The following is a 14160-nucleotide window of genomic DNA, read 5'->3' as shown; positions in this document are numbered from 1 at the left end:
AGGTTGCGATCGAATGGCAGAGATCAGCCCCGAACCATAGCCTACGGTGTACACACAAGTCTTTGATTACAGTGCAAGGCGCTTGATCTCCCGAAAAGTTAGAGCAAATGACGGGTCGCTGAGTCCAGTTTGAGTCTCTGGGTCTGGCATAACCGCCCCTTAAAACAGACTCAACTCATTATGACTGGTTGCAATCTGATGACAGAGATCAACCACGACCCATAACAGAGTTACAAGAAGTTTAATGCAATGATGGCAGTATAGGTTGGCTCGTTGCGCGTTCAGAACAAGCTTCGCGAATTAAGATGTCGATCTCCGCTGCCACCTCATCGGATGTACCATCCCAATAATGGGTATGGGCACCAGCACCCAAACAAAACTCCCGTCGTGTATGCTCCTTATCTTCCGAGACATGGACAGGACGATCGCGATCGCTACTCCATGTCATATCTTGATTATCTTGATTATCCGGAGCAGCAGGTCTAAACCACTGGTATTGGCAGCAATCAGAACGCCATAAGTATCGTCCAATGTAGTCTCCGCTGCGGAAGGTGTTTATCCAACGAGTTACTCCTAGCAGCTTTGTCGGCTCTGGCTTTTGCTGGCTACGGATATATTGGGGGTTACCGGGTTTCCAGTCGCTGGTGTCATAGTGACGCGCCCAGTTGTAAAGATGAGGGAAACTTACACCGTAAAGCTGACGTAGTGGGCAACCCATCGTGAAGAAGTAGATGGGGAGTTCGCCTTTCACTAACCGATCCAGTGCTGGATCAGCTTCACGTTTGAGAAAGCGCAAGAGGTCGGCGGTGATTACAGTTCCCTGGCTATGAGCCACAATTACTAAGGCGTCATATCCTTGACTATCTTGTGGATCTTTCCAGTTACACAGGTAGCGTAGCAGAGAAACATAACGAGAATAGATGCGGGCACTTGGGTTGTCATCTAGCGGGTGTACACGCATGTAATTATCAACATCGAGGATAATATCAAGTACACTCCGGAACCCCAGCATTAGCTTATCCAACCGACCTCGAAGAGCAAGTAAGCTCGTTGTGGAAGCAACTAAGAAAGTCGCAAATATCCCTAAAATTTCTTCAGTTACCCAAGAGTAAGACGCTATCTGGGGGTTAAGGAGGTAGTACAGATATCCGAGTGGAAATACAATTGCCATGCAGACAACGAAGCAGTTGCCCCACCCATGCATTAAATTGAACCCATTCGTCAGCCACTCTCCAAACTGCTCAGATACTGTATCCTCGGATTTGGGAGAACGGACTTCTGCCCAAGCCACGGGAAAAAGCGACCAAACTGCTATGACAACTGTTAGTAAGATGCCGCCAAGTACCACGACAAAGGCTGGTGAGGCAGCGGCAATAATTAGCTGATGAATAAAATCAGGCCCAGAAAAGAGAACTTGACTCTGATCAGCGAACAGGAACCGGGGAGTGTAGAAGTTCTCTTTGGGCAATAAGCGAGAACCTACGCGATCAAGAGCACCCACGAGGGTTAAAGTCACAACGATAAACAAAGCCGAGGGAACTGCAAGTGTAAGACGTGCCGTCCAAGCCGCACGTTTTGCACGTTCCCGGCATCCCTCATTCTGTTTATCCGCTGGATTTTTAAGGTTAGGCTGCTTCGCTGTGCTCTGCCATACCGCAATGCAGCCTAATAGCGCTGCTGCAATTTGTAAGACGAAAAACATAGCCCAGCAAGAGACCAAACCTATGTAGACAACTTCAACCATTTTGAACGCTGCATCGGTAATTCCTTGATGGGAATCTTGAGCCGATAGCAGAAGTTTTGTGATCATTCCTGCCAGAAATATACCGATAAAGAGCGCCACTTTATCTGCACTGGGGCTACGGCGTGCGTACTGGCTCATCAGAAGCCATATAATCCCTGCTGATAAAGCACACCATTCAAACGCCAGAAATCGGTAATAACCTAACGGCATCCACGGGTTAAAACTTCCTTTCAGAAGAGAGTAACCGAGTCCTATGACGCCTAGAGCTAACAAAACAGGTGGTATTGCCCACAACCAAAACGGTGTCTTTGGCTTAGGCCAAAATAGACAATAAGCAGTTAAGGCTGCGCTAATAATCGCTACAGAACACCAAGCAATGATGGGTAGGTATGGAGCAGGAATATTACCTGGAAGTGTGATAGGTGCTGTAAGCAGCAGGTACAGGTTTGCAATAGGAATAAACACAGACAGCATTGCCCCTGCTCCTGCTTGCAACTTGCAGTACCAGTTCCAGGAAGGATTTTGATACTCAATTCGAGCCGACTCTACAGCATGAACGCCGAGACTGCTCAAGTGAAATAAGAGTTGATAGAATTCTCCCAGAAGACGGACAAAGCCAGTACCGAGTCGAGAAAGATCGGCCCAATACATTTCGTAGATATGTACATCCGGTCGAGGCTCATTGCCTTGTCCGAGCCGTGAACTCTCTAGTCGTACAGTCTCGTAAGTCGATCGCACTCCATCACCCTTGTATTGGTGCAGTTGCTTGCGCATGAAGTCATGAGCATTCTGCTCCAGAGTGTCTTCTATTTGGGGAGAACTCTCTTTATGATTTGGCTCAGAACCAAGCTTGTGGGAATTGTTGTGGGTATGTTCTGCTGGAAGTGGATTGTGTTTAGGGGATGGTTCAAGCTCAGGCTGCTCTTGTGCCAGCATCACTGGACGAACCCCTATCCTCAGGGTGCTTTCGTCGAAGGGAGTATATTGAACTTGATTCTCACTTCGGTTGTGATTTAAGAGAAGATTTGCGATCGCTCGTGCGGAATCATGCGCTGATTGATCCGCAACACCGTGAACAGCAATAACCGCAATTTTTGGCTTTCCTTGATTCACATCTTCGCCCATCGATGACCTCTTCCTTTTGTATATCTGTTGGGGCTTTTAACTATGTATTTATGCTTATCCTTATTCACTCTGACAGGAGCTTTTGAGAATATTGACTTCTCCAAGTTCAAAGCAATGATTTCCGAAATAAATACAAAAATTAAAAGCAAAGGCACGACATGATCGTGCCCCTACCCATTAATTTGCTTTTAGTAAGCTATTTTCCCTCTGCTGCCGACTATCTTGAGGAAGATGGGGATGGTGTTGGAGTCGGCGATGGGGATGGTGTTGGAGTCGGAGATGGGGATGGTGTTGGAGTCGGCGATGGAGATGGTGTTGGAGCCGGGGATGGAGATGGTGTTGGAGTCGGGGATGGAGATGGTGTTGGAGTCGGCGTGGATTGATTGAGGCCTTGCTTCTGGTAGAAGCCGACAACTCTTTCGACATAGGCAGCTTGGGAACCGCTGTTGCAACCTGTGTACTTACCAGTCAGCCACCAACAGGCAACCTGGCGCACAGAAGCTGTCTCATTGTTATTAGTGGCACTGAACTGCTTGTTGAGTTCGCGTCGCATGATGCAGGAGACGACCTCTCGTGCCGTCTCTGGACTGTCTCCAAATTGCGTGGCTGTTAGTTCGCGTCCAACACATTGTTTAGACCAGCTGGCTATGATGCCCGGTTTGACTTTCCAGGCGCTGTAAAGTCCATCGCGTGCGGTGTCAGTCTTTGGTGCAGCCATCCGCAGAGCATCGACCATTGCAGTAATTTGGTTCCCAGAGGGCTGGGCTTGAGCGGGCAATACTGCCCACAGTGCTGCACTGGTAATTAGTGCTCGAAGCGCTAATCGCATGGTTTGTTCACTCCTGATTCTTAAGCCTTTGGCACTGGTAAGCCGCAAACGGACAAGTGATCAAACTTGACGTTCAACGACAAATTGTCAAGATTTTCCCAGGTATTCTTGCTCAGTCAACCTACCTTAGGGGGAGTTTTTCGGTTTCAAGAGAGGAGAAATCCTTCTCGATCAGCAAAAAAATAAGGGCACGACAATGCCGCACCCTTAGTTATCTTCACTCAGTGCTTTAAGCTTTAAGGCTCAAGGCTTGCGGATTCAAAACCTGATTTAGCTTGCCACTGCGATATCCTTCCAAATCTAGGGTGACGTAGACAAAGCCGAATTCCTGAAAAGCGGCTACCAGAGTGGGTAAATCTGTCGTTAAGACAAAGTCCTTGATTTTCTCAGACGGTAACTCAATCCGGGCGGTATCGCCTTCGGAACGAACGCGCAAATTGGAAAAGCCTAACCGACGCAGATAAATCTCGCCACGTCCTACCCGTTGCAGCTTGGTGACGGTAATTTCTTCGCCATAGGGGAAGCGGGAGCTCAGGCAGGGTTGGGCGGGTTTATCCCACCAAGGAAGCCCTAGTTGCTTTGAGAGTTGGCGCACTTCGGCTTTGGTGACGCCTACTTCAGCTAAAGGCGATCGCACTCCTCTTTCCTTTGCCGCCTGAATGCCTGGTCGATAGTCTCTCAAATCATCGGCATTGACACCATCTACCACATAGGCATAGCCTCGCTCAAGTGCTAGGGGTTTGAGGGTGTCGTGAAGTTCGCTTTTACAAAAATAGCAGCGGTTAACAGGGTTCGAGGTGTAATGGGGATTGTTCATCTCATGAGTTTCAATCACCTCATGAGGGATGCCGATCGCAGCCGCTTGGATGCGGGCGTCTTCTAGTTCTTCTGGCAACAGGGAAGGAGACTGAGCGGTAACAGCCAAAGCGCGATCGCCTAAGATATCGTAGGCCATCTTGGCGACTAAGGTACTATCAACGCCTCCGGAATAGGCAATCAATGCCCGATCCATTTCCGAAAATATGGCTTTTAGTAGCTCTAGTTTTTGCTCTAACATTCTTTATTAGTAAGTTACTTATTTGCTGTTTTTAACGCAAAGTACGCTGAGGTTTACGCAGAGGTACGCTGGGGTTTTGGGGGTTTATCTAGGAGTTAGGGTCTAAGAGCTGGAATGATAATTTGTTTTGTTCCGCTTCTTTTTAAGAAAAATTTTAGATAGAATGAAGGTGGCTTATTTCATTCTATCTCGGCAAAGATAATTGGGGAGTTGCCTAACTTTGGCTATCAAAACTCGCGTCGAGAGAAAATGAGGATAGCGATCGCTAAAAGTAGTACCGTGTAGAACAGACCATACGCCCCATTCCCTAATAATGTTGGCGGCGATGGGAGTATCCCGTAAATAGCCTCATTCTTTAAATTGAGACGAGATAAATCGGGTAAGAAAAGGTAAAGATTTTGAGTCAGACTCTCAAGGCTAGAGTTGCGGCTTAAGTTCCCAACTGTTACGATATCGCGGCTCAAGTTTCCCATCAAATAAACCCCGAAGGTGAGCAGCGTGGCTAACAGTGAGCTGGTAAACACGCCAAACACCAGCGCTACCGCTGTGAGTAAAGATAGCTTTAAAAATAGATAAAGCGTTGAAACCAGAATACTGACTAAAGGGTATTCGATTTTACTGAAACTCAGCAGAATGAGATAGATTAGAGTCGTCGCTACCGTCAAGATGGCTAGAACACCGGATAGCCCCAAGTGCTTACCAATAATGAATTCGGCACGGGTCACGGGTTTGGGAATTAAGACTAAGACCGTGCGTTTTTCAATTTCCTTGTTAATTAAACCGGTACCGACAAATACCGCAACGATAACGCCCAATAACTCTATCGCTCCCAGACCTAAATCTAGAAAAATTTTGTCTTGGGTCGTTGCTGCTACTTCCGGCAAAAGCCGCAATGCCAGAAGCAACAGCAAAGTAAACAAACCAATTAGATAAAAGATGCGATCGCGAATGACTTCCCGAAACCCATTGGAGGCAATCGCCCAAATTCGTCCAAATCTCACTCGCTACCTACCTTTCTCAACATGTCTTCTAGGTTCAATCGCTTATGTTCGGGTAAAGCTATCCAGTCGTTTTTTTAGTCGATCTAAGCCCCAACCTTTAACCTCTTGACACTCGAAACGACTAAAGGATGTGCTTGGAGTGTCTTGCGGGGTGTTGAGGGGTTTAGTTGCCGCGTTGGCTAGTCGGTCAACTGGGAGAATTTGGCAAGTCTTTGTCACAGAATAGGTTTCCGTCTTGGCTCTAGGTCCTTGCCAAATCGCCTGTAAGGGTAGGTTATACCCCCCAGAACCCCTAGCTGAAGCCTTTCCTCCTGCTACAGATACCTGCCACAAATCATCTTCCAAGGTGGGTGGAAGTCGTTTTTTAACTTGCTTTTCATTGGTGCTAATCAGCTTGTTTAACTCTTTGGGTAAGAGTAACCGCTCAACATCTGACCAGCGTTTGGAATCCAATGAGTCTCTTAACTGGATTCCCATGCCATCTAAAATTGCAGCCCCTCTAGGGGTTGCAGCGGACAGGGGGGCTTCCCATTTCACCACGAAAGCACTCTTGCGGAAGTCATCAACCAACAAACTAGGATATTGCGCTGTATAGTCCTGAATCAGGAAGTGAAACTGGAACCAGCAACTGAGCAGGATCTGGGAGGTAACTAGAAGAAATTGATTTTTCCGCTTTTCCGGGGGCGGCACTTTCACCTTTAACCCCACTCCCACATAATCTGGGATAAGGGCAATAATGGCTGAGATAATCGGCCAGTAAATCAGCATGTTGCGTGAGAGTTGACGGCTCTCCCCCTCAGCCACGAAACCAAAAATGTATATACTCACGAGTGCCCCGGTAATCCAAGGGCTCAACGGAAAGCCGGGTTGTGCTGGGGTCTTGTAACCGATTCTCAGCTGGTTGGACGCCGTTGTCCCCCAAAATACGCCCAAAATTAAAAAAATCCAGCCAAAATTAACGACAAAGTTTCGCACCCAGCCAGTGGCGAGGATTGTCATATAGTAGGAAAACAGGCTGAGTACGATTAGGGTTTCCCAGGAAAAGGCACTGGGAAGACGAACTTCTTTTCGCAGCCAAGTGTACAAACCGAGGAGAAATTTCACGTTATTTAGAAGTTAAGAGTATTGATTGGATTGTGGATTTGCAGGAATCGGAGAAATAAAAGTAGCGAGATGGCGCTATAGCTGTAAGCGTTTGCTAGCAGTATAGTTGTGGCATGGTTGGGTTTAGGAGGGGCAACAGCCTCGTCCAGCCGATGTGTCAAGGTTGGCCAAGACCGTCTAACTGGAGATTGGTCTCCTTCACGTCTCTCTTGGAGAAAGGCTTCTAGTACATCGAGTCCTGTGAGCTTAATCAAGAAGGCACAGAAAAAGATCACAACCCCAGTTGCCGCAATCACTAATGTTAATTGTTCTGGACGGGAACCGAGAAGGCGATCAAAGAAAATATAACTAATGAGCTGATCTTTGAAATCCAGGGGTATAAAGTCCTGAATCATAAAAAAGACCAGCCAACCGACACTTGCGGCTAGTAAATTTATGAAAGTAGCATACTCTACACTAGTCCTGCGGCTAATGTTCATTCTGCGATACAAGACTCTGGACTCTAGCGCGATCGCGACCAGCAGGAATAAGAACTGAAACAAGTAAGTCTGTAGTGGCAAAACGGCCTCTGTCATAACGGTCTGCTCCTTACCAGTTGCGGTGGACGATGAACTACCCTCGGACTCCGCTTGAGCTACGTCCGGGGTTTCTGACGCTTCAGCGAGGAAATTTGCTTCCATCCTCCCGTATGACGGGGGATAGAAGTAGGGATTGCCTCTCCGCGTTTGAGGACGCTGATTCCCAGCGCCCATGACAGCATAACAAGAGCTGCGGCTACATCCCTGTCATAGGTGACGCCGCACTCTGAACAATGATGCACGCGTTCAGATAGGTCTTTTTTCCGTTGATGACCGCAGTTAGGGCAAGTTTGAGAAGGCTTGACAGTTTTTGTAGGAACTTTGACTAAAAAACCACCAGCCTCTTGTAGTTTATACTCAATTGCTCTGGTTAGTTCACCAATTCCTACATCTAGCATTGAACGGTTTAGTCCCGTTTTTTGAGCCTTCCTCTTGCTCCCTTTTTTGGCTTTGCGGGTCATCCCTTTCAGGTTCAGCTCTTCAGTTGCTATCAGGCTATTACCGCTTACTAACACGCTCGCAACTTTGTGAATCCAATCCTGTCTTTGATTGGCTACTTGGCGCTGAATCTGTGAAACTTTCTTAGAAGCTTTCTTCCAACGTTTAGATGCTTTAATCTTCTTTCTGAAGTTAGGCGCTCTCTTGCGTCGTTTTTGCTGAGAAGCTTTCTTGATTTTCTGGAGCTGATTTGCTTGAAATCTAGGATTTTCTATTGTTGTACCATCACTCAATGCGGCGGCATGATAGGTGCCAAAATCAATTCCTACCGCACCCTCACCAGTTTTTCTAACTGGAGTGCATTCAACAGTTATTGACGCATACCATTTACCATTGCGATAGACGATGGTACAAGTTGTAGGTCTACCCCACGTTCGGGCTTTCCCCCTCATCCGGATGCTGATTTTGAGGTCTTTTAGCTCCAAGTAACCGTTATCGCCAGTTGTGTTAACTTTCCAACCGGAACTAGCTGGATAGCTCCATCCTGAATAATGCCTGATTGACTTGAATTTAGGCTTCCCTCTTAGCCCTTTGAAGAACGATTGATAAGCTAGATCAACCCGTTTGAGAGTGGCTTGTAATGTCTGTGACCCTAACTGTTTATACTCTGTCCAAACTTCCTTGAATGCTGGCAAAGAGTTCTGTTGATCGTAGTACGAAACTGAGTGACCAAATCGCTCATATTGAGTTCTACGATTATTTATAGCTGCATTGTAAAGCTCTTTGTGCATCCTCCTTGCCCAATGTAATTTTTTCAAGGAAGTAGGCTTAGGATATAAGCGAAATGTTACTCGCCTCGTTACCAACTTTAATCACCTCCTTTTTTAACACTGAATAATGATAATTTTACCAGGATTTTGCCATACAACCCACAGGATTGATCGCGCTTTCATGAGGCGGCGTGCGACGAATTATTTCGTAGCTTTAAGCGCCGTCCCCTCACTCCGCTACCCTACGTAAGGGTACTTCCTGCACGGAAGAGTTAAGGGCTTGATTACCAATAGTACAAAGTTCAGGCGAGGATTTGGCTCTAAGCCTGATTGTAGTTATCTTAGTACCATTCAGCGTTATCCTTTTCTTTCTCTATATTTTTCCTCAAAAGCCAGGTGCAACATCTAAACCAAAGGTGAATCGACCCAACCCCCCTTATTGGTAAACTTGTGATTTGGGGTTGGTTTCAAGGATCGGAATGTCCAGAACTGGTATTGGTATTCGCACGGCGGTTGAGCGTTCTGAGCGCATCACAGGTCAGATTCACGTTTACGATGGCAAGGGAAAGGGGAAGTCTCAAGCGGCTTTGGGCGTCGTTCTGCGCTCAATTGGGCTGGGGATTAATTCGGTTGAGAGTGAGTTGTGTACTCTTGGAAACTATACGGGCGCAAACGCAAGTCCGGGAGTGTCGCCAAGCCGCGTTTTGTTGCTGAGGTTTCTCAAAGGGCCGGGACGGAATTACGATGAGGATGCGGCGATTGAAGCCTTGCAGCGGGGTTTTCCTCACTTGATTGACCAAGTGCGCACGGGACGCGCCTCTTTTTTTTCTAGAGATGAAGTTACGCGCTTTGATGCGGTGGAGGCACAACGCGGTTGGGATGTTGCCAAGGGTGCGATCGCATCCAATCTTTATTCGGTTGTCGTCTTAGATGAGCTGAACCCTGTCCTAGATTTAGGCTTACTTCCCATAGACGAGGTGATTAAGAGTCTGAAAAATAAGCCTGAAAACCTAGAAATTATTGTTACAGGTCGGGGAACACCCCAAGCCCTGCTTGATCTTGCCGATTTGCACACAGAGTCTGTCCCTCATGACCATCCAGTGTCGAGAGAACAAGGAATTGAGGGCATCGAAATCTATACCGGTGCGGGTAAGGGAAAATCGACAAATGCCTTGGGTAAGGCGTTGCAAGCCATTGGTCGAGGAATTAGTACTGATAAGTCCCACCGGGTGCTGATTATGCAGTGGCTGAAGGGGGGATCAGGTTATACAGAAGATGCGGCGATCGCAGCCTTGAAGCAATGTTATCCCGATTTAGTCGATCATCACCGCTGTGGGCGAGATGCGATCGTTTGGCGAGGACAGCAGCAGATTGCAGACTATGTGGAAGCGGAGCGAGGCTGGGAAATTGCGAGAGCTGCTTTAGCTTCAGGTTTGTACAAGACCATTATTATGGACGAACTCAACCCTACAGTTGATCTAGAACTGTTACAAGTGGAGCCAATTGTCGATGCTCTGTTACGCAAACCCCGCGATACGGAAGTGATTATTACAGGTCGCTGTTTGAATCAACCCGGATACTTTGACCTAGCGAGTGTTCACTCCGAGATGATTTGTCATAAGCACTACTGTGAAAAGGGCGTGGATTTGAAGCGAGGAGTCGATTTTTAAGAGGAATGTCACTGACTTAAAAGAAATGGCACTGACTTAAGCGAAAAGTGATCGTGTCTTGGAAAAACCCAGATTGGGGGGGTTCCCCCAAACCCCCCACTGGGGGACGGAGTACCTACCTAGAGACCCCCTGCACAAGGGTTGGTTGGTGAGGTAGGAGAGTTCTTTGAAATCGCTAAATGCACGCTACAAATGACGTTGCCTACTTCCTGAGCATCCCGGATTCATTTGTAGCAAATTAAAACTATTTCATATTAAATCAGTGCCATTCGACTTCAAAGTTTATCGTAAGCGATGCGATCGCCTCCAACACTTCAGTGCTGACTTACGAACTCAGGTTATATGATTCATCCTATAAAAAAGTGTACAGCGTAGCATTACTTGATAATTCCAGGAAACTCTGCCCAGCTTTCCAACGGCTGGGTCGATTTAACCAAGTTCATCCCTGCTGCGGCAAATCGCTCGAACACTTCATCCGCTTGTTCGCTGTAGTCCACTACCCCTGGAACTACAACAGGTGAAGTGCAATCTTCTAGTAGGTAAACTTTTTTAGCAAGACTTGCATCTAGCAGCTGGATTTCTGTTAATAAATCGGCAATTGTCCAAGCAACACAGTGACTCTTCGCCTGCCCTGCAATAATCACAGCGTCAAACTCCAGTAAATACTGTATTAAGCTTGTATTCTTCTCGGAAATAGGTCTTCCGCTGACATCGTCTAGCACTTCAGGGCGCAGAATAGAATAGTTTTCAGTTAAAGGATTGTTGCCTTTAATTTCAAATCGCGTTTGGCTATTTCGGGCGATGCAGTGGAAGAACAGCGCTTCCTCAACGGCTGACACCAAAGCATGACCAATCCCTCCTAACATCGAATGATAAGGCCATACTGTTAATGGGTACTTTCCTGCATTACTTAGCTGATTGACGTAGTGTAGGGCGTGTTTTTCGAGTTTTGAGTAGTCTCCGTTGGTGAGGCTATCGGCAACAGCTGGGTTGACTTTCCATGTACCCTGATGGATATCTTCCGGGGTAATCAGAGTGGCAGCGGGTGTAGGGTGTTCTCCACCCGCGTTAATCCAAAATATAGGGTGGAAGATTTGCATCGCCGTGTGAGTGTCCATCGTCGGTGCGATCGCACTTATGACCCCCAGATTGTGGTAAATAAATTCACACAGCCGTACATTGTCTTCTACAGCGCCCATCCCCGACTTTCCACCGACAAACAATTCAAAATCGGGAATGCAAAAGGTGTTTTGAACGTCGATTAATAACAGGCAAATGCGAGTTTTATCTTCAGCCGCAGGCTGAATGTTGTGCTTTTCCGCCCACTCCCTAGCTTCAACGGCTCTCTGCTGATACGGGACTCGCCAGACTTCCCCGACTTTAGCCGCATCGAAGGAGCTGGGAAGCGGTAGTTGCGGGGTTGTTTGGGTACTCATGATATAACTCCTTGTGGGATTCCTGGCTTAAAACTGGCATTTGTCTCATAGTGTAGTTAATCCGTTTACAAAGAAATCAATCATGGGTCGTTATGATATTTTGCATCGGATTCAGCAGCTAGACCCGGTGCTAGACCATTGTCAGATTTACCATTTGATGAGTGGCTATGAATTTCCTTGGGAGATGACGCGCTCGCTAGAAATGGCTCTTATGCGGACATTTTGTGTTCCCACCATCTCAGCACTGCTGGATAAAACGGGTGAATTTAAACATCGTCCCCAAAAACGCTACGACGACACAGGATTGCTTACCGCCGAAATCAGCAAATGGGGATATAACAGTGAGCGCGGCCTCCAAGCCATTGAGCGCATGAATGCCATTCATAGGCGTTTCAACATTTGTAATGAGGATTTTCTGTACGTACTTTCAACATTTATCTACGAGCCTATCCGCTGGAATTCTCGTTTTGGTTGGCGTCTCATGTGTGAGCAAGAACGTCTGGCGTCTTTTTACTTATGGCGCGAAGTGGGTCAACGGATGCACATCCAAGACATCCCAGAAACCTATGAGGACTTTGAACGCTACAATCATCAACTACGAGCGACAGCACTTCCGTTATTCAGACAGTAATCGCCGGATTGGAGAAGCCACCCGTGACCTTTTCCTGAGTTGGTTTCCCCGTATCCTGCAACCTGCGATCGAGCCTGCTATCTACGCACTGCTGGATGATGCAATTATAGAAGCTTGTGGGTTGCCTCCAGCACCAAAAATGCTACGTTCTGGCCTTGCCATGAGCCTTAGGTTACGACGTAAAGTCTTGCGTTTCTTTCCACAGAGGAAACAGCCGGACTTCTTCACAGACTCACCCGTGCAGAGCTATCCTAGTGGCTACGAAATCTCGAAGTTAGGCTCTGCTAGATATCCAAACCAACTAGGGTGAGTTCGGGCGGATGCTCGAACGCAAACTGATAGTACAGCTCTTGCCCAGACAAAGCTGGTAAAGTGAGCGACCATTCCAGCATACCCATCTCACCGACCTCAATCTCCGGATTGGAGAGCGTCAGACGTACTTTAACTTGTTCGTGACGACTGACAGGCAACTGCTCTGTTAATTTCAGCTTAGCTTCACACTCCCGGAAGTTAGTAATCGCTACCCGATAGGCATAGGTACTACGCCGTTGGTTGCCGATTGGCTTCTGGTCTACTTGACGTTCTACCAATTCTCGTTGAATGACGATCCCTTCATCACTGCCTAAGTTGAGCTTAAATTCCTGACCGGGAACAATGTTATCAAGCTGTGTTGCCCCAACAAAGGTGTTATCCAGAAAGAGATTGGCTTTGCCCGCTAGTAGCGTGACTCCACTGAGGGGATTTGTAATCGTTGCTTGAAGATAAGCCAAACTCGCGACACGAGGCAACACAATGTACTCAGCGCGGCAAGGGTAATCTTCGTTGCAAATCGTAGTTTTATGAGCAATGCCATCACTGGGAATATAGCTAGTCCTGCTCACCCGATAGGTAACATTACCTCCTAGTTTAGAAACTTCTGGGGTTACCGTTTGAGTAAAACCATACTCAAACGGTGTGTTGATCATGGCTTCCGCTGAAGGTGTTGTACCTGCAAACGGCATGGTTGCCGCCAGAGTACGGGATGGTAGGTTAACGGGTTCTGATAAGGTCGGCGTCCTGAACTGATTGGGCTGTTGCGCATCAATATACCAGGGGGTCAGCTTGGCTGGCTGGGTGCTGATTCCTGGCTTTGCCGTGGAAAGGGTTAGGGCTACACCCTGCCAATCCTCACCACTGTTTTGCTTGACTTCTGCCAGGTAACTGATATTTAGGTTTTCGCTGCTTGGACACAAGCGCATGTCATAGAGAGGTGCCCAGCTTGCTTTATAGACGATGTAGGACATCTCTAGCTCAAATTCACCCGCTGCCGAAGGTTCAAGTGTGATAATGATGCTAAAGCTTTCCTGAGGCTGGGAGCCTGACAGCTGCTGAATTTGCTGGCGGAGAGTTTGCAACCTAGAGTCCAACTGTCGTTGTTCTTTTTCCTGTTGAGCGATCGCAGTTGAGAACTCATTGTACTGCTGTCCGACAAAATCCATTAACTCCCGGATTTGATTGAGATTCATCTGTTCGGGGTCTTGGAACTTCGTCAAGCGCTCCAAGTACTGATTACTCAAACTTTTTACGAAGTTGCGTTGCAGATTGAGCAGTGTCAGCCCATCTTGAACCTGACGTTTTTGCTCCTCAATTTGCCCGATTTCTCGATTGATTTGAACAACTTTCTGTGCCACCTCCTCAGTCGCACAATTGCGTTCAGTTCGGACCCCCAACAATCGCACTCCTACCCCACCCCTGCTCCTTACCCGTACCGACTCACTTAAGAGAGTTACTGGTAGTT

The 14160-nt window shown here is 47.4% G+C and carries 12 protein-coding genes; 3 read left to right on the top strand and 9 right to left on the bottom strand.

Translation table 11 applies throughout. The features are described from left to right. Nucleotides 1-241: 241 nt before the first annotated feature. The 7 genes from V6C93_RS03875 to V6C93_RS03845 all read right to left on the bottom strand — a co-directional run bounded on the left by V6C93_RS03875 (nucleotide 242) and on the right by V6C93_RS03845 (nucleotide 8742). Nucleotides 242-2869, bottom strand: a complete 2628-nt coding sequence (locus V6C93_RS03875; RefSeq protein ID WP_333475333.1) for a hypothetical protein — start codon at nucleotides 2867-2869, stop codon at nucleotides 242-244. Nucleotides 2870-3086: 217 nt separating this feature from the next. Then, nucleotides 3087-3698: a hypothetical protein gene (locus tag V6C93_RS03870; RefSeq protein WP_333475332.1), complete on the bottom strand. Its 612-nt coding sequence runs from the start codon at nucleotides 3696-3698 to the stop codon at nucleotides 3087-3089. A gap of 229 nt (nucleotides 3699-3927) precedes the next feature. Continuing rightward, the gene (gene larE / locus V6C93_RS03865; protein WP_333475331.1) at nucleotides 3928-4755 is read right to left on the bottom strand and encodes an ATP-dependent sacrificial sulfur transferase LarE; all 828 of its coding nucleotides are present in this window, start codon (nucleotides 4753-4755) and stop codon (nucleotides 3928-3930) included. Between the two features lie 227 nt (nucleotides 4756-4982). Next, nucleotides 4983-5756, bottom strand: a complete 774-nt coding sequence (locus V6C93_RS03860) for an ABC transporter permease (RefSeq protein ID WP_333475330.1) — start codon at nucleotides 5754-5756, stop codon at nucleotides 4983-4985. A 42-nt stretch (nucleotides 5757-5798) separates the two neighbouring features. Next, complete coding sequence (locus V6C93_RS03855) at nucleotides 5799-6860, bottom strand: DUF5357 family protein (RefSeq protein WP_333475329.1); 1062 nt, start codon at nucleotides 6858-6860, stop codon at nucleotides 5799-5801. A gap of 5 nt (nucleotides 6861-6865) precedes the next feature. After that, nucleotides 6866-7540, bottom strand: coding sequence for a filament integrity protein FraC (fraC, locus tag V6C93_RS03850; protein WP_333475328.1), 675 nt, complete (start codon nucleotides 7538-7540; stop codon nucleotides 6866-6868). Then, nucleotides 7495-8742, bottom strand: coding sequence for a transposase (locus V6C93_RS03845; RefSeq protein ID WP_333475327.1), 1248 nt, complete (start codon nucleotides 8740-8742; stop codon nucleotides 7495-7497). Before V6C93_RS03845 ends, fraC begins: the two co-directional genes overlap by 46 nt. Before the next feature lie 383 nt (nucleotides 8743-9125). Between V6C93_RS03845 and V6C93_RS03840 the strand changes: the two genes are divergently transcribed. Continuing rightward, on the top strand, nucleotides 9126-10316 hold the full coding sequence (locus V6C93_RS03840) for a cob(I)yrinic acid a,c-diamide adenosyltransferase (RefSeq protein WP_333475326.1): 1191 nt from the start codon (nucleotides 9126-9128) through the stop codon (nucleotides 10314-10316). 377 nt (nucleotides 10317-10693) lie between these two features. Here the strand turns inward: V6C93_RS03840 and V6C93_RS03835 are convergent, their stop codons facing one another. Next, entirely contained in the window at nucleotides 10694-11752 is a 1059-nt protein-coding gene (locus tag V6C93_RS03835; protein WP_333475325.1) for an isochorismatase, read from the bottom strand. An 82-nt stretch (nucleotides 11753-11834) separates the two neighbouring features. Between V6C93_RS03835 and V6C93_RS03830 the strand changes: the two genes are divergently transcribed. After that, the gene (locus tag V6C93_RS03830) at nucleotides 11835-12383 is read left to right on the top strand and encodes an oxygenase MpaB family protein (RefSeq protein ID WP_333475324.1); all 549 of its coding nucleotides are present in this window, start codon (nucleotides 11835-11837) and stop codon (nucleotides 12381-12383) included. Then, nucleotides 12328-12693 (top strand): hypothetical protein, encoded by a 366-nt coding sequence (locus tag V6C93_RS03825; protein ID WP_333475323.1) that lies wholly within the window; start codon nucleotides 12328-12330, stop codon nucleotides 12691-12693. Before V6C93_RS03830 ends, V6C93_RS03825 begins: the two co-directional genes overlap by 56 nt. Here V6C93_RS03825 and V6C93_RS03820 read toward each other — a convergent pair. Then, nucleotides 12668-14160, bottom strand: a 1493-nt coding sequence (locus tag V6C93_RS03820) for a mucoidy inhibitor MuiA family protein (RefSeq protein ID WP_333475322.1), incomplete at its 5' end; no start/stop codon positions are given. The two genes, V6C93_RS03825 and V6C93_RS03820, sit on opposite strands and share 26 nt — an antisense overlap.

It is taken from the genome of Allocoleopsis sp., from assembly GCF_036703385.1.
In the GTDB taxonomy this organism is placed as follows: domain Bacteria; phylum Cyanobacteriota; class Cyanobacteriia; order Cyanobacteriales; family Coleofasciculaceae; genus Allocoleopsis.
Note: the sequence above shows the minus strand (reverse complement) of the source record. Positions and strands in the feature narration are given on the sequence as shown.